Below are 16480 nucleotides of genomic sequence, written 5' to 3'. Positions count from 1 at the left end.
AATCAATAATCTCTCAACATGGCATAGGTCGGCATTCCTTGGCAGGTTATCATTCCTACCCAAGCTGCTCCTGAATGTTTTTCAAGATCAAGTTCCGCTTCACAAAACTCACTGCCGTTGCGGAATGTCAATATTGGGTTGGATTTATCCACATCCAGTGAAAACTCTCCAACATCATTGGTGATAGTGGTGCCAACATGGTTATCAATTCGTGCATTAACTATCAGGGAGCCATCTTCGGCTCTTAGTATGCCAAATACAGTGACCATTTCTTTGATAGCATTGCTGGCATCCAGGGTTGCTACGTTACCGGGGAATAAAGTGTACTTTTGTTTTCCGGTATTAATGTCATAGCTGTCTTTGCCTTGCTTGCTATTGAGCAGCTCGATTTCGTATTCACTATAGGGTGAGAGAGCTAAAAAGGTTTGCTCGCCTTTTAAGGGGTAGTCCTGACCATTGATTTTGGCAAGCATCTGTCCTTCACGATCTATCCCGGTGTTAATAATGAGTCCGGAGCCGGAGCTATTTTGGCTTGAGGTAATCACTGAGTCTAGAGTTGTGACAAGTGCACCACGAGCAATGAGATTGCCATTTATATCGCCGCTGTGGCCACGTCCCATCGTTACCGTACCACCAATCGCTTTGTTCTCGAAACCCAAGGTTCCGGAGAGCGCTGTATTATGAACATCGCTACCATGCACCATTCGAGAAGCGTTGAATGAGGCCAGGTTAATGACGCCATCCATACGTTTTTGATAATTCAAGTTGGCAGTTGTCTGGCCTTGCTCGTTGCTGCTCATACCCAAGCTGAATAAATTGTCGAATGGAATAGAGTAGTCGAGCGTGATACTTCTGTTATCAAAACTATTGAATGTCCCGCCGTCACTTTGCAAGCTTGCTCGCATCGACAGATTGCCATAGCGGCCAGAATAGAGGTGCTGGCTGTAATCAACGTAGCTACGTTCACTGTTCATTTCACGGTCATGCGTGGTATTAAATGTCAGTTGCCCAAGACCATCAATCCAGCCACCTAGATTCAAGGTAATACCGGCAGAGTAAAGTTCCGCTTCACTTACCGTCAGGGTATTACCTACTTTCAGTTTTTCCTGGCTGAGCCACAGGGACGCATTTTCATAAGCCTGCAGGGATAGACCGGATGCGAGTCTCCAGGATTGATCGGAAGACACCATGCTTTGCAATTGGGTATTGAGGTGTTCGTTTACTTGCCAGCTGGCGCGAGCTTCACCTACCGCGGCGTCTTTGAACGCATACGATGTCGTGGCCAACTCAATGGTGTTAAACGAACGAGCCAACGACATACCAAGCAATGGGGAATCGCCATTCTCCTGCGTCCCTTCCATCATCCCTCCCCACAATTGCCATCCCCACTCTTGGGTAAAGTGCTGAGTACCACCTAATTTGGTCACTCGTTGGCTTGTGGTGCTGGTAAGGCGCCCATCGACATACACTTCAACAGTGACGTTATAAATCCCGTTGGGAAAAGCCGAGGTATCGATGTTTTGGTTGCCGATAGCCAAATTTTGCAACGCAATCAGTCGTCCATCTCGGTATACCCTGGCCTCGCCATTGGCTGGCATGAAGACTTGCACCTGAGTGGTCGACTCATTGACTGTCTGCTTGCGTGACTGTGCCTGGTTGCCATACGACGCACCGTAAATACGTCCGGCACTTAGGGCGGTTACCCCGCTCAGCGTCTGAAGGTCCCATGTCGACACCATCCCTGCAGCAATACGACGGTCATCAAGATCTCGCTCGTACATGACGCGATAGATGTCTCCGGATTGTTCCGGTTCCCCGAGATTATAAAGAGAGGCATCCATGGCTATATGATGCGCACCCAGCCCGACGGTGCTGTTCAGTTGCAGGAAGTTCGAGTCGCTATGACCACTTTGTTGGTTATTGTTGAAAGAGTAACCCATGTTGTAGCGATGTACTCCTGTCAGGGTGTCAACGCTTGGTGTCAATGCAACCCGGTTGTCTTGCTGTTTGGCTTGGCCAAATGCTTCGCGTGAGACTTGAATCGTCAGCAACATGGACACCAGGTCAAGCTGCATGCTCGCGTTGCTATCTATTTGCAACCGCCCTTCCGCAGAGAATGTACGCCTTTGTTCATTGGCAAGCATGTTGGTAAGCGTATCGTTGAGTAGTTGCTGTTGTTCACCAGCACTGAAGTCGATACGTAACAAATGGAGCTTTCCACCCTGTAGAAGCAGAGTTGCATTACCGATAGGACTGTCTGTCAATGTGTCGAGTCCGTTGTTTTCATCGGAATATTGCAGGCGAACAGGAACCGCCAGCCCCTCTTCCAGTGCCTTTGCAAAGCTGGCCGGGATGATGACATTGGCAATCTTGAGTGGCGCCGCGCTGTTGGCCGAGGTAGAAACAACTATCAGCATGGAGAGCGGCAACAGGCAGGTTTTCTTCAACATATCAAGCACCATGGTTTACAGATTCCGGCAAGACAACACCGCCACTCGACCGAGTGGTACAGGCTGTACCAGTACAAACGGGTTATTTGACGACGATGAACTCTTGACCGAGCCATAGGCCCAAGTGGCTTTTGGGATTGTGCATATCCACTTTCTTGAAATGACGCTTTTTACCGGGCAAGTCGTAATATGTTTCTTTGCATTGTTCTTGTCGCTTTGTGTCCAGACAGGGTCCATAGGCCACAGTGCGATAAGAGGCATTTCCCTGATTGGTTAGCACCCCGTTTTGCAAGTTGTAGGCGAACTTTTGTTGACGCGGGGTTACAACCAGAATGGTGCCAATCTGGGCTGAGGTCGTGGCCACGGCCTGGCGACGATTGTTTTTCTGGTCGTCCATCGACAGGGCGGTATCCAGCCATCGGATGCGGTAGTAACGCTCTTTGCCATCCTGTGGGCCCTTATAAAAGAAACGCACGTTATTTTTGGCATTGGCGGGTAATACCAGTCGACTTGGCGAGAGCATCAACTCGCCTGCGACTTCCATAGGGATCTCTTCGCCACCTTCTTCTGGCGACGAGATTCGGCTGACGGAGATGGTGACTAACCTGGCTTGTGAACTGGCGTTTTCGATCTCCTTGGCGGCGTCTTGGCTGTCAGCTTCAATGAAGGTCGTGACAGAGCCAACGTTGATAGCTTGGCTGGTCATGGGAAGCAACAGCATGGATGCCATCAGCATTTTCAGGTTCATGAGAACTCCTGTGATTAAAAGGGCCCCTGAGGGGCCCTGCGTAAAATCCGCTGTGGCAATTAGATCCAGTTAGCAACGAACTCGACGTTGACTTCCCCGGTCCACATACCATCCGGCAGGGTATCGAAAGCTGCTGCTACGCCGTTGGCCGTGGCGCTTTCAATATTGAAAGTGAACGAGCCCTGAGCTGTGTGACGCTGAATATCAGTTGCATTGCCAACATTAAAGGAGCTGGCCAGCGGAGAAAGATCACCGCCAGTGTTGCCAGCGGCGGTATCGATCAGCGTGGTATAGGCATTTTCGGTGACCGGTTGACCCATCCAGAACACGCCGACATCAACGGTGGAGCCACCGCTCAGATGGTTCAGTGTGCCGCTCAGCTTCTTGGCTTTCAGCGTAAAGTCGGTTGCGCTGTCATCACCCTGGATTGCTACATCGAACAGACCACTAACGGTATTAAAGCCCTTGATCCCTTCTGCATATTGGAAAGAGAGGCTGTCGAGTGGTGTTACTACCAGTTCAGACACAGTGTCTTTTTTGGCTGTTGCTTTCCATTTCGCAACTGCTTTTGCTTCTACAGCGGCGTTAGCAGCTGCAGTGAAACCCAGCCCTGCAACAGTCAGCGCAATCAGAGTCTTTTTCATCTTGATATTTCCTACACATTTTCTGATGGGGGCATTTGCTGCCACCCGTTTGATTCCACGCACCCAGGGTGCATTCCCTTTCCAGCTTGCAGGACTCTTTTGTCCAAGCAACTCTGCCGATTACCGAAGCGTGATGCTTCGCCAATCAGCTCATCTTTTCGCCGACAAAGATACTGGACGGACCTGCCTGGATCGATTTAATGGTGTGTAGGAAAAATCCTAAAAGGTGGTTGTTGCATGCAACTTAAATAAGTTCTGACATGACGGCTTTACAGATGGATTTGTTGCTCACTATTTATTTGATTTATATGGTTTTTATGCTTTGATTTAAAATCAAATAGTCATTGTGATTTTTATGGTGGATCGTATGAACTCGTCAGAGACAATGATATCGAGAGAAAGGAGCCAAAAGAAGTCTGTTACGCATAACGCTATGATTTATATCGCTAAAATTGAGCATTGCAAGCTGGGAATGGCACTGAAATTAGCAAATGGTTTAAATGTGTAACATGTTATTAATATCTGGGTGCTATATGGTGCATATGCTGCATTTATAGTTAGTATGCGCAGCATCAAATTTTTAGTAGGTAGATATATGGCAAAAATATTGATAGTGGATGATCACCCAGCCATCAGGATGGCTGTTCGTATTCTGTTGCAGCAAGACGATCATCATATTGTCGCTGAGGTTGATAATGGCGTGGATGCTATTTTGGTTGCACGTACAAATAACCCTGACATAGTCATTTTAGATATAGGCATTCCTAAGCTAGATGGTGTTGAGGTTATTAAAAGACTTAAGGATATGGATGCTAAAATTAAAGTTGTAATATTATCTGCTCAAGCTACACATCATATTATGGTGCGCTGCTTGCAAGCTGGTGCAGATGGGTTTATATCAAAGTTAGATGATCTTTCTTTGCTGAAAAATGTACTTGTTAAAATTGGTAAAGGCCAGCTGTGCTTCCCTAGAAATGTAATGGCCGGGGCGAGGTATGCTCATGAAGTTGATCGCGAAGATGTCTTATCTGTCCTCTCTGATAGAGAAATGAGTGTGTTAATGCAAATATGTCAGGGGCATACCAACAAACAAATTGCAGAGAGTATGTTGCTTAGTGAAAAAACAGTCAGTACGTACAAAACTCGGTTGATGCAGAAACTGAATGTGACCAATATGGTTGACCTGATTAGCCTGGCCAAGCGCCAAGAGTTACTGTGAATATGAAAGCATCATACGTAGCCGCTCTGGCCTTATTATGCGCATTTTTTGCCTCAGCAAGTCATGTTGAGTCGCCATTCTTGCATGTGTATTCGCGAAATGACAGTGAATATATTGATAAAAATTTTTTGCCATTACATGTGGAAGAATGGCTTTGGTTGCGAAATAAGGGGCGCTTGGTGCTCGGAGTCCCAATGCCTGATAATCCTCCTATGGATATTACACTACGCGCTAATGCATACGAAGGAGTTACCGCTGACATTGTTGGAATGTTGAGCCATTTGTTGCATATCGAGATCGTTGTGAAAAGTATACCATCTCGCGCTGAAGCTATTGAGGCGCTGAAACGTGGAGAGATCGACTTCTTAAGCACGTCTAATGCCTATGAAGAACAACAGCAGCTATTGTTAACAGATAAATATATGCCGGATGATCCAGCTATATATAAAAATATACATGTAGATGAACATGACATACGAACTGTGGCTGTTCCAGAGTATTATCTTCCCACAATTGATGTGAAGCGATATCTACCAGGCATACAAATAAAAATGTATCCATCTCGTTACAGCGCACTCGCTGCTGTTGCTTATGGGCAAGTAGATGCTGTGATGCTGGATATGATTTCAGGAAATTTCATTGTTAATAAGTTTTACCAAGACAGTATTCAGTTATTAAAGCCACTATATCGAGATACTCATGGTTTTTCATTTTCTTTAGACAGGAGAAATCAACGGCTAAAAAAAATTATAAATATTGCTTTAGAGGAAATTCTAGATGGGAAACGTGAGGAAATTGCAAAGCGTTGGAATGGAGGTGGCCTTTCTATCAGCGCGCGTAAGGTTGAGTTAAGTAACGAGCAGTGGAACTGGCTAGGTAAACAAAAAAAAATAAAAATTGGCGTTAATGATGGTGTTCCTCCGCTTAGCTTTCTAGATGTAAATAACACCTTGCATGGGGTTGTTGCTGACTTGCTGCAAGTTCTGCGGGCGAAACTGGGTGTTGAAATAGAGATTGTACCGGTTAAGACGACTACACAGATGCTAAAGCTGCTTGACGAGCGTCAGGTAGACATAGCGGTATTGAGCCCATCGGACGCACGTAGAAGTAGTTATTTGTTCAGCCGCGCCTTTGTACTGGAGCCTTTGGCTTATGTCGTAGGAGTCAGTCACGAGGCAACGGTGCCGGAGACGTTACTTAAAACCGGTACGGTTGCGATGGTAAAGGATTTTATTTCCGAACAGGCGATTGAGGAAGAGTATGGCCAGTTGAAGGCCAAGCAGTTCGATCGCATCGAAGATGCATTGCGTTGTGTGGCAAGCAAGCTTTGTGATGTGACCGTGCTTCCATTGCGAGTTGCCAAGCACTACATAAATAGCAAGTTTCCGGACAGCCTGTTCATTACGGGTGAACTTTTTGAATCTATTCCAATAAGCGCAGCTTTTGCTGTTCCCCCGGAGCGCCGGATTCTAAGGGACATCCTGGATCAAGTGATAGCCATGATTCCGCCGGATGAGCTGGAGGGCCTTTCCAATCGCTGGCGCGTCAGTACCCAACAGGAGGCAATAACTTGGCAGGAACTGGTGCGGGAATTTGGCGGCATCATCGCCTTGATCATGCTGCTGACTATCTGGATTGGTCTGTGGGGTCTATCCCTGCACAAGCAGGTGCGCCAGCGTAGAGCTGCTGAAGTGGCCTTGAGCACGCAGCTCAAGTTCATCGAAGATCTGGTTGATGGCACACCTCATCCCATTTATGCCCGGGATCAGGAGGATAGACTGGTGCTGTGTAACAGCTCCTATGCTGGTTTTTTTGGTGAGGAGAAAGATAGTCTGCTGGGCACTACCATGGAGGAAGATATACGGCGCTGGCCTTTCCTGGCTCCCTTGCTAGAGGATTTCAGCATGGCACGTACAGTGCGGTGTGTCAGGCAAGGTGATCATCGCTTGTCAATGACAACAGGCGTTGTCGATGTTTATCACTGGGTTCAACCTTACTTTGATCTTGAGGGGAGTGTTCAAGGGGTCATTGGGGGCTGGATCGATGTGAGCGAGCGGCTGCGTTTGTTAGAAGAGCTGGCCCTGGCCAGCCAGGATGCTCAGGAGGCCAATCGTGCCAAGTCGACTTTTTTGGCGACCATGAGCCATGAGATTCGTACACCCATGAATGCAATTATTGGGTTGCTGGAACTGACCTTGCGCCGTGCTCGACTGCATGAAGAGGACAAGGCCTCACTCTCCATCGCCCATGGTTCGGCCAAGGATCTGTTGAGCCTGATTGGCGATATTCTGGATATTTCCAAGATAGAGTCCGGTCGGTTCGAACTAAGGCCGGAATCCCATGACATCGTGGCGCTGACGGCTTCGGTCGTCACTGTATTTACCGCTCTGGCCAGACAAAAGAACTTGCAACTGGAGCTCGCAGCCAGTGAGCCTCGCTGGGTTCTGGTCGATAGTATCTGCTACAAACAAATCCTCTCCAATCTTATCAGCAATGCCATAAAGTACACGGATAAGGGATCGGTGCGGGTCGAGTTGCAATCAAAAGCCAGTGACGGCTGGTGTACTTTGCAGCTGGCTATTCGGGATACGGGCATAGGCATTGCTCCCGCTGATCAAGCCAGGCTGTTCCAGCCTTTTGGTCAGGCGAGGCAGCCTGAGCACATCCAGCGTTCTGGCACGGGTCTCGGTCTGATGATCTCCCGCTCGCTCTGTGAGTTGATGGGAGGGGCTCTGTTGCTTGAGAGTGAACTCGGACGCGGCACTTGTGTCAGTATCGAGATGAAGTTGCCGTTGGCCAGCGCAGTCGAGCCTGCATCGCCAGTGGCATTGGGCACGATGACGGGCTACACCCGTCAGCTACGGGTCATGATCGTGGATGATCACCCTACTAACCGGCTGCTGGTCAGTCAGCAGTTGGCGTATCTCGGGCATGATGCAACGGCTGTTGAGTCGGGTGCCGATGCGTTGGATCTTCTTTTTAAAGTGCCCTTTGACGTAATGATCACCGACTTCAATATGCCCGGCATGAGTGGTTTTGAATTGACTCGCCAATATAGAGCTCTGGAATTGGATAGGGGGGCTCATCGTTGCCTTATCTTGGGGTTGACGGCTGATGCCCGTCAGGAGCAGGTGAGCGAGGGACTGGCGGCTGGCATGGACGATTGCCTGTTCAAACCAGTGGGACTGGAGGAGCTGGAGTGCTGTCTGGGCCGCCACATGCGACATGAAGAACAGAGGGAGATCGAGCATTGCATGCAGGAGATTAAGTTGTGTCTGGGGCCTTTGACCGGTCATCAGCCTGCACTCATGTTGCCTTTGTTGAATGAGTTTGCACGAGCGAGTGATGATGATCTGCTGTGCCTACGGCAGGCTGCCGATGACGGTGAGGTAGCCCGGTTTCTTGATTATGTGCATCGCCTGAAAGGCGGGGCCAGGATCATGGGAGCAATGAAACTGGTGGCGGTGTGTAGTGAGGCGGAATCGGCCGGGCTTGAGCCACAGGAATTGCTTGGGGCATTGCAGCAATTGCAGTATTCATATGGGATTGTCAGGCAAGCGATAATGAGAATGCAGCCAGAACTGGCATGAAAATGAAGGCATGTTGGACATGCCTTCATGGATGCTCAGCCGTGCCAATAGACCAGTAGTTCATAGGCCGCTTCGCCGGTTTGATCCGGTTTGGCGGTTGAGGCTTGGTAGCTGAGGAAGTAACGGGTGGCTTGGGTTAGTGGCAGGGCATGGTGTCGTGGCAGTGGCTGGCCGTTGAGAGATAGCTTGAAGTCGGTATCGGCCTGCTCGGGCAAACTGGCATACAGGGTGCGGGCCTGCAATTGATAGGTGGTATTGAAATCCGAGTTGCTGACGTTGATGGCCTCGGTCTGGACTGGGCTGGATGTGAACGAGGAATTGACCTGTTGTTGACCCGGGTGGGTGAGTGAGATTTCCATCCCGGTACTTTTGCTGGCGGTGGCTGGCCAGGCGATCTGAGAGGTTAGCTTGTCGGCCTGAGCCGACATCGTGTAGCAAACAGTCAGTAGTGCCACCAGAACTCCTTTCTGAGACATATGATTATCTCCTGGATATCGAAGTTACCCCGCTGCCGGGGAGCTCTTATCTATCGACCTGATAATTGTAAAGTTTAATCAGGGCCCCACTGTTCGGAATACGCTGACACGGGATATGACCCAGTGTTCTCTCCTTTTAGTCATAGATATAGAATTCTTGTTTTGCTCGGAAATTAGATGATGTTGTTTGTGGTGTTTGGTAACGACATCTGGCTTCCCTGATACGTTGGCAGTGTACTCGCTACCTTGTTACACCAGCGCTGTTGCAACTTGCGGCTCTAGAACCTACCGCACTACGGCAAGGATGGCGGATGAGGGGTTGGTCATGTAACTTATCTTGCTGCTGGCCGAACCCCATACGGTGGATGTCGCGATCGTCAGCCATATCTCATACGATTTATCGTGGTGGTGCGAGTCCCAGCAGCTGACGAGCCTTGCTGCAGGTCTCCTCCACCGTTGACCAGTCGTCACCGGTTACCGTGATATGGCCCATCTTGCGGCCGGGGCGTGGTTCGCCCTTGCCGTAGAGGTGCAGATGCAGGCCGGGCAGCGCCAGCAGGGCAGCCCAGTCGGGTGTGCCGTTCTGCCAGAGATCACCCAGCAGGTTGATTAACAGGGCGGGACGCACGGCGATCTGATCCGGCAGCGGCAGATCGCACAGGGCGCGCACCTGCAACTCGAACTGGCTGCATGCAGCGTTGTCGATGCTGGGGTGACCCGAGTTGTGGGGGCGGGGCGCCAGCTCGTTGACCAGCAGTCTACCTTCCACCAGAAAGAACTCCACCGTCAGTACCCCAACGTAATCGAGAGCTGCTATCAGCCGTTCGGCTATTGCTTTGGCTTCGCTCTCCAGCGTTGGCACATTGGCCGGGGAGCGGGTCTGGTCCAGAATGCCGCCGCTGTGCCAGTTCTGCACCAGAGGCAGGGCGCTGATGGCACCGCTCGGGCTGCGCGCCAGGGTCAGGGCAAACTCCCCCTCCAGCGCCAGCCGTTTTTCCAGCACGCAGGGCACACCACTGGCTGCCAACACCGTCGCCAGCTCATCCAGACCGCTCACTTGCCATTGCCCCTTGCCGTCGTACCCCTCGCGGGCCGTCTTGAGGATGGCGGGGAAGAGTTCGCTGGCCTGTGCGGGGATGGGCTCTTCCGGCAGTAGCGCCAGATAGAGGGCAACCGGGATGTCAGCTCTGCACAGAAAGGCTTTCTCCTCGCGGCGCTCCTGACAGATGCGCACCGCGCTGGCGGTCGGGCGTACCGGCTTTTGCTGTTCGAGCAGCGCGAGGGTGGCGGCGGGCACATTTTCGAATTCGCAGCTGATGGCCTCGCAGCGGCTAGCCAGATCGTGCAGGGCGGCCTGGTCATCATAGGAAGCGACAATATGGTGATCGGCGGCGGCACCGGCGATGCTGGCCGGGTCGGGATCCAGTACCACCACCTTATAGCCGAGGCGGTGGGCGGCCATCACGAAGTAGCGGCCAAGCTGGCCGCCCCCCAGCATGCCGAGGGTGGCGGGTGGCAGTATCATGTCGGCTCCTCCAGTTGCAGTGCCAGCACCCGATCTCGCTCGTGGGTGCGGAAGTCGTCGAGTTGCTGCCGGTATCGGGGGGCGTCGTCGTCTTGTGCAACGGAGAGCAGGGAGACCGCAAACAGGGCTGCGTTGGCGGCCCCCGCCTCGCCGATGGCGAAGGTGGCTACCGGCACCCCTTTGGGCATCTGCACGATGGAGAGCAGGGAGTCCATTCCCTTGAGATGGCGGGAGGGGATGGGCACCCCCAGCACCGGCAATGTGGTCTTGGCGGCAACCATGCCCGGCAGGTGTGCGGCTCCACCGGCCCCGGCGATGATGGCGCGCAGACCGCGCTCGCGGGCAGTGGCGGCATACTCGAACAGCAGATCCGGGGTGCGATGGGCCGATACCACCTGTGCCTCGTAGGGCACGCCGTGCTCCTTGAGGATGCGGGCGGCAGCCTGCAGCACTGGCCAGTCGGAGTCGGAGCCCATTACCAGGCCGATCAGGGGAGAGGTGTTCATTTTCTCTGAATCCTTGATGTTAAACGTTTGCTTTTGGTGGGCAAAAAGAGCCGGCAAGCCGGCTCAGAATTTCTCGGGTCGCACGATTTCGACCGGTTGCAGAAAGGCGATCATGGCGTAGTCGGGGTAGTAGCGACTCTGCAGGTGGGCCAGCAGCCGCTCCGCCTGCTCCCGGCTGCAGATCGCCTCCAGCCGGATGTTGCCGCTCTCGCTCCAGCTGGCGTTGCGCTCGCCATGATCCCCCCGACCACGGGCATCTGTGATGGTGTAGCCGCGCAGCCCCTCGCGGGTGAGGGTGCGCAGCAGGGTTGGCTCCAGATTGGCTTCCGTGATGACGGTCAGCAGGGTGCGGGTCTCGGTCTGCATGTGGCTACTCCGTGAAGTGGCGGGCCCAGCTGTGGTAGAGCGGGATCCCCAGCATGATGTTGAACGGGAAGGTGACCCCCAGCACGGCGCTGAGGGAGAGCCCCGGGTTGGCCTGGGGCACGGCGATGCGCATGGTGGCCGGCACAGCAATATAGGAGGCGCTGGCCGCCAGGGTGGCCAGCAGGGTCAGGCCGCCGAGGGAGAGCCCCATCAGCTGGCCAGCAGCCAATCCCAGTCCCGCCGAGGCGAGCGGCATCAAAAGGGCGAAGCCGAGCAGGAACAGGCCATGGCGGCGCAGATCCTGACACTGGCGGGCGACGATGAGGCCCATCTCCAGCAGGAACAGCGCCAGCGCCCCCTTGAACAGGTCGACAAACAGCGGTTTGAGCGGGGCAATCCCGTCCGGTCCGGCCAGATAGCCGATTGCCATGCCGCCGAGCAGCAGAGTTACCCCTTTGCCGAGGAAGGTCTCGTGGGCCAGCATGCGCCAGCGGGTCTCGCGACTGATGCCGCGGGCGAGCACTATGCCCACCAGAATGGCCGGGATCTCCATCACTGCGAGGAAGATGGAGAGTTGGGATTCAAAGCTGATGCCCCGCTCGGTCAGCCAGTTCACCCCGACCGCAAAGGTGGCGACGCTGACCGAGCCATAGTGGGCGGCGGTGGCGGCGGCATCCACCCGGTTCATCTTGAGGCGCAGCACGGCAAAGCCGAGCAGGGTCTGCACCACACCGAGCAGGATCACCAGCGCAAGTTGCGGCAGCAGGGGCAGCAAGGATTGCTGGGCCAGACCGACGCCGCCCTTGAGGCCGATGGCCAGCAGCAAAAAGAGGGAGAGGGTATCGTAGAGGGCAGGCGGCAGTTTGAGCTCGGAGCGCACCAGACCGGCCAGCAGACCAAACAGAAAGAAGAGAACAACGACGTCCAGCATGATGGCTCGCAGGGCAGTTCAGATAATGGTTGCATGCTAGAGCCCGCAATGTTTCGATAAAATCAGATTCTCGCTGATGGTTGTTCGGTAAAAACTGATAGGGAACGGCATGCTCAACTATAAACAGCTCTACTATTTCTGGCATGTGGCGCGCAGTGGCAGCGTGACACAAGCTGCCGAACAGCTGCACCTCACGCCGCAGACCATCAGCGGTCAGGTCGCCGAGCTGGAGCAGTCCCTCGGGGTGGCGCTGTTCAACCGGGTGGGTAGGCGTCTGGTGCTGACTGCTGCCGGGCGGCAGGCGCAGGAACAGGCGGGGGCGATTTTCTCGCTCGGTGCCGAGCTGGAGCACACCCTGCGCCACGCCAGTCAGGAACTGACCATGCAGGTGGGGATCGCCGATTCGGTACCCCGTACTCTGGCGTTCGAGCTGCTGGCTCCCGCCATGGCGCTGGCGACCCCGCTGCGCCTGGTGTGTCACGAGGAGCGGGCCGAGCAGCTGTTCAGCGAACTGGCCCGCCACAAGCTGGATATGGTGCTGATCGATCGCCCGCTCCCTCCCGACAGCGGCGTGCGTGGCTATAACCACGAGCTGGGGCGCAGCCCGCTGGCGCTGTTTGCCAGCCCGGAGCTGGCTGCGCGGGCGCGGGACGGCTTTCCCGCCTCGCTGGAGGGGTTGCCGCTGCTGATCCCCGGAGAGAAGTCGGCCACCCACGATCGGCTGCTGGAGTGGTATCGGCAGCAGGGCATTCATCCCCATCTGGTGGGGCAGTTTGATGACTCCACCCTGATGAAGTCGTTCGGCAAGGCAGGGATGGGGATCTTCCCGGCGCCGCTGGCGATGGCCGACGAGATTGGTCGCCTCTACGGGGTGGAACGGATCGCCACTCTCACCGACGTCACCCTCTCTTACTATCTGGTCTCGGCAGGGCGCCATCTCTCCCATCCCGGGGTACAGGCGGTGATGGAGGGAGCCCAACAGCGGCTGGCGGCGCTGGCTGGCAAAAAATAGCAATCTGGATGGCTATGCATCCAGCTTTGCTCTGCCTATAATCCTCCCGCTTTGGCGCATCATGCTTAATAGGGAATCCGGTGAGAATCCGGAGCTGGCGCGCAGCGGTAAGGGGGAACGAAGCGACATCAGGGCACTGCCGTCAGGCGGGAAGCCGTCGCCGTAGGCTATCAGCCCCCGAGCCCGAAGACCTGCCAGAGTTCGTATTTCGGGCCGAGAGAAACCGGCCACGAAGTAGATACTTACGCGAACTTAAGGATCTCTCATGTCGAAGAAATTTCTGGCGGCTGCCCTGTTGCCGACGGCGGCGTTTGCCCAAACCACCATCCCCATCAATCCAACTCTGGTCATTACGGCCAACCGCATGGAGCAACCGGTCAGCTCGGTGTTGGCGCCTGTTGTGGTGATCGATCGCGCCGAGATCGAATCTCGTCAGGTGCAGAGTTTGCCAGCGTTGCTGAAGACGCTGCCCGGCGTGCAGATCACTACCCTGGGTGGCAGAGGTCACATGAGCAGCCTGTTCATACGTGGTACCAACTCCAACCATTCACTGGTGCTGATGAATGGGCGTCCCATCGCGGCCATGGTGGCCGGTACGCCGGATCTCAGCCAGATCCCCCTCGGCAATATCGAGCGCATCGAGTATATCCGTGGCCCGCGCGCTGCGGTGTATGGTTCTGATGCCATCGGCGGTGTTATCAACCTCATCACCAAAACATCCGCCAAGAATGGCAGCGAGACACATCTGAAAGGTGGTGCTGGCAGCAATGGCTATGGTCAGGGCGAGCTAAGAACAGTTCAGTCATTTGGCCAAAAAACCGATATGAACATGCTGATTGGCTACGAGCGTACTGACGGTTTTGATGTCGTAGCCAATGCTCAGCAGCCTGACCGGGATGGGTTCTCCGGCCGCAATGGCCAAATCGGTTTGAACCACGCTTTTAATGATGCATGGAGCGCTGATTTTAATGCTCAGGGTTATGACAATCTGACAGAAACGGACGACCCCTATCTGTCTGCGGATCAGAGCCGAGTACAGGCTTTCCAATATGACGGTGGTCTCAAGTTCCAGGGTAAGGATCTGATCAGTCGACTTGAAGTCAGTTACGGTGAAAACAAGCTGAAGAACTGGCTGGAGAGTAATGGGGAAGAAACTGGCCAACCCATTCATACAGGTCTGACACGTTTATCCTGGATCAACAGCTGGAGTGGTATTGAAGGGGTCAGCCTGACAGGCGGTGCAGATTGGCAGCGTGAGGAGATGAAGTCAGACTCTCGGAGCTATGGCAAAAACTTTAATGCCCCCGATCGTGACAATAAAGGATTGTTTGCCGTGGGAAGCTACCGTTGGCAGGCGCTGCTGTGGGAACTTTCCGGCCGCACTGATGATAACCAGCAATATGGTCGTCACAATACCTGGTCTGCGGCAAGTGGGCTGGATTTTGATGAGAACCACAATGTACGGCTGAGCTACGGTACTGGCTTCAAAGCGCCTACCTTTATGGATCTTTACTACCCGGGTTATGAGAATCCGGCATTGCAACCAGAAGAAAGCAAGAATTTGGAGCTGGATTTCTCCGGTCGTTACACCGGTTGGGACTGGTCAGCAAACTTCTATCGTAACCAAATCCAAAACCTGATTCAGTGCCAAAAAGGTTATATCACCTGTACCAAGGGCAATACTGATGCCGAGATTGAAGGCATCGAGTTGGCCCTTGGTTTGGATACTTGGCTTGTACATCATGACTTCAACTATGACTACACACGCGCCAAGGACAAAAATGCGAATGATCAGCAACTCTTGCGTCGAGCGAAACACAAAGGTACCTGGCTGACCAGTTTCACGACAGGTCAAATGACCTGGAGTACAGAGGTGCTATATGTTGGTGAAAGACTCGATGTAGGCAATGTTGAGTTGAGCCCGTATACCCTTGTGAACTTGGGTGCTACCTACGCCGCTACTAATCAGCTGACATTGGGCGGTCGTATCGATAATTTGTTTGATCGCAATTATGAAGTCGCTAAAGGCTATGCATCACCAGGTACCGAGTTCAAAGTAACTGCCGACTACCGCTTCTGATGCTTTCTCCAGTTCATCCTTGAAAAACCGAGGCCCTGCCATTGGCAGGGCCTTTTCTATTGGCGGCAGGCGGGAGTATGATCGCCGCCTTGCACCAAAGGGGAGCTCAAGTGGCCAATATTCTCGTGTTTGATTCCGGTATGGGTGGCCTGACCATCTACCGCGAGATCCGCCGCGTTCTGCCGGCACACAACTATTTCTACTGCTTCGATAATGCCAACTTCCCCTATGGTGAATTGAGCGAGCCCGCCCTGATTGCTGCCTGCACCCGCTTGGTGACCACCATGGTGGCCCGTCATCATATCGATCTGGTGGTGATTGCCTGTAATACGGCCAGCACCATAGCGCTGCCAGCCCTGCGTGAGGCACTGGATATTCCTGTGGTGGGGGTGGTGCCAGCCATCAAGCCTGCCGCTGCACAGACTCGCAATGGTTGTATCGGTCTGCTGGCTACGCCAGGCACTGTGAGCCGCGACTATACCCACGAACTGATCGCCCAGTTTGCTCCCGGCAAGCGGGTGCTGCTCAAGGGCACCACCGAGCTGGTCATAGAAGCCGAACACAAGCTGGCGGGCTTGCCGGTCAATATGGCGTTGCTGCGCGAGGTATTGGCCGACTGGCTGGATGGGGAAGAGCAGCCGGATACGCTGGTGCTCGGTTGTACTCACTTCCCGCTACTCAATGAAGAGATTGGGCAACTGATGCCGCAATGCCAGCTTATTGACTCGGGCAGTGCTGTTGCCAAACGGGTGGCCTGGTTGCTGAACAATGGCGGGCATGCCACCGTGCAGCCTGTACATATAGAAGAGGTAATTGCCAGGGCTTACTGTACCCGGCTGGATGGGGAGGCTCAAAAACTGACAGCCCCCTTGCAAGCATGGGGGCTGTCATCACTGGAAGAGGTGAAGTACTGACGAACGGTTAGGCGTCAGT

General features: G+C 53.7%; 14 protein-coding genes and 1 riboswitch (1 of these 15 only partly in view). Of the genes, 5 read left to right on the top strand and 9 right to left on the bottom strand.

From position 1 onward, the window contains the following. Nucleotides 1-2: 2 nt before the first annotated feature. The 3 genes from I6L35_RS05775 to I6L35_RS05765 form a co-directional block, all read right to left on the bottom strand. Nucleotides 3-2450 (bottom strand): TcfC E-set like domain-containing protein, encoded by a 2448-nt coding sequence (locus I6L35_RS05775; RefSeq protein WP_254204531.1) that lies wholly within the window; start codon nucleotides 2448-2450, stop codon nucleotides 3-5. A gap of 82 nt (nucleotides 2451-2532) precedes the next feature. Next, nucleotides 2533-3198: a hypothetical protein gene (locus tag I6L35_RS05770; RefSeq protein ID WP_216979769.1), complete on the bottom strand. Its 666-nt coding sequence runs from the start codon at nucleotides 3196-3198 to the stop codon at nucleotides 2533-2535. 59 nt (nucleotides 3199-3257) lie between these two features. Continuing rightward, nucleotides 3258-3842 (bottom strand): common pilus major fimbrillin subunit EcpA, encoded by a 585-nt coding sequence (locus I6L35_RS05765; RefSeq protein WP_216979768.1) that lies wholly within the window; start codon nucleotides 3840-3842, stop codon nucleotides 3258-3260. Nucleotides 3843-4437: 595 nt separating this feature from the next. Here I6L35_RS05765 and I6L35_RS05760 point away from each other — a divergent pair. Continuing rightward, complete coding sequence (locus tag I6L35_RS05760; protein WP_216979767.1) at nucleotides 4438-5061, top strand: response regulator transcription factor; 624 nt, start codon at nucleotides 4438-4440, stop codon at nucleotides 5059-5061. Nucleotides 5062-5063: 2 nt separating this feature from the next. Beyond that, nucleotides 5064-8651, top strand: a complete 3588-nt coding sequence (locus I6L35_RS05755; RefSeq protein WP_216980248.1) for a transporter substrate-binding domain-containing protein — start codon at nucleotides 5064-5066, stop codon at nucleotides 8649-8651. A gap of 35 nt (nucleotides 8652-8686) precedes the next feature. On the opposite strand, the gene I6L35_RS05750 is transcribed toward I6L35_RS05755, so the two are convergent. The 5 genes from I6L35_RS05750 to I6L35_RS05730 all read right to left on the bottom strand — a co-directional run bounded on the left by I6L35_RS05750 (nucleotide 8687) and on the right by I6L35_RS05730 (nucleotide 12455). Beyond that, nucleotides 8687-9127 (bottom strand): hypothetical protein, encoded by a 441-nt coding sequence (locus I6L35_RS05750; RefSeq protein ID WP_005342112.1) that lies wholly within the window; start codon nucleotides 9125-9127, stop codon nucleotides 8687-8689. Between the two features lie 397 nt (nucleotides 9128-9524). After that, nucleotides 9525-10652 (bottom strand): 5-(carboxyamino)imidazole ribonucleotide synthase, encoded by a 1128-nt coding sequence (locus I6L35_RS05745; protein ID WP_216979766.1) that lies wholly within the window; start codon nucleotides 10650-10652, stop codon nucleotides 9525-9527. After that, on the bottom strand, nucleotides 10649-11158 hold the full coding sequence (purE, locus tag I6L35_RS05740) for a 5-(carboxyamino)imidazole ribonucleotide mutase (RefSeq protein WP_216979765.1): 510 nt from the start codon (nucleotides 11156-11158) through the stop codon (nucleotides 10649-10651). The genes I6L35_RS05745 and purE overlap by 4 nt, the downstream gene beginning before the upstream one ends. 63 nt (nucleotides 11159-11221) lie before the next feature. Further along, on the bottom strand, nucleotides 11222-11524 hold the full coding sequence (locus I6L35_RS05735) for a hypothetical protein (RefSeq protein ID WP_005321666.1): 303 nt from the start codon (nucleotides 11522-11524) through the stop codon (nucleotides 11222-11224). Between the two features lie 4 nt (nucleotides 11525-11528). Beyond that, on the bottom strand, nucleotides 11529-12455 hold the full coding sequence (locus tag I6L35_RS05730) for a sodium-dependent bicarbonate transport family permease (RefSeq protein WP_199416737.1): 927 nt from the start codon (nucleotides 12453-12455) through the stop codon (nucleotides 11529-11531). A gap of 109 nt (nucleotides 12456-12564) precedes the next feature. Between I6L35_RS05730 and nhaR the strand changes: the two genes are divergently transcribed. The 3 genes from nhaR to murI all read left to right on the top strand — a co-directional run bounded on the left by nhaR (nucleotide 12565) and on the right by murI (nucleotide 16461). Then, the gene (gene nhaR / locus I6L35_RS05725; RefSeq protein WP_216979764.1) at nucleotides 12565-13467 is read left to right on the top strand and encodes a transcriptional activator NhaR; all 903 of its coding nucleotides are present in this window, start codon (nucleotides 12565-12567) and stop codon (nucleotides 13465-13467) included. A gap of 35 nt (nucleotides 13468-13502) precedes the next feature. Then, nucleotides 13503-13681: riboswitch (cobalamin riboswitch) on the top strand. A 51-nt stretch (nucleotides 13682-13732) separates the two neighbouring features. Beyond that, nucleotides 13733-15547, top strand: coding sequence for a TonB-dependent receptor (locus I6L35_RS05720; protein ID WP_216979763.1), 1815 nt, complete (start codon nucleotides 13733-13735; stop codon nucleotides 15545-15547). 110 nt (nucleotides 15548-15657) lie between these two features. After that, a complete protein-coding gene (gene murI / locus I6L35_RS05715; protein WP_216979762.1) occupies nucleotides 15658-16461 on the top strand; it encodes a glutamate racemase in 804 nt (267 codons plus the stop codon). Nucleotides 16462-16468: 7 nt separating this feature from the next. Here murI and I6L35_RS05710 read toward each other — a convergent pair whose 3' ends face one another. Beyond that, nucleotides 16469-16480, bottom strand: partial view of an RNA-binding protein gene (locus I6L35_RS05710; RefSeq protein WP_005339200.1) — the end only. 480 nt of this gene lie beyond the right edge of the window; 12 of the gene's 492 nt are visible here — the last part of the coding sequence; its start codon lies off the right edge, out of view — the gene reads right to left on this strand; the stop codon is at nucleotides 16469-16471.

This window comes from Aeromonas sp. FDAARGOS 1405 (genome assembly GCF_019048265.1).
Taxonomy (GTDB): domain Bacteria; phylum Pseudomonadota; class Gammaproteobacteria; order Enterobacterales; family Aeromonadaceae; genus Aeromonas; species Aeromonas veronii_A.
Note: the sequence above shows the minus strand (reverse complement) of the source record. Positions and strands in the feature narration are given on the sequence as shown.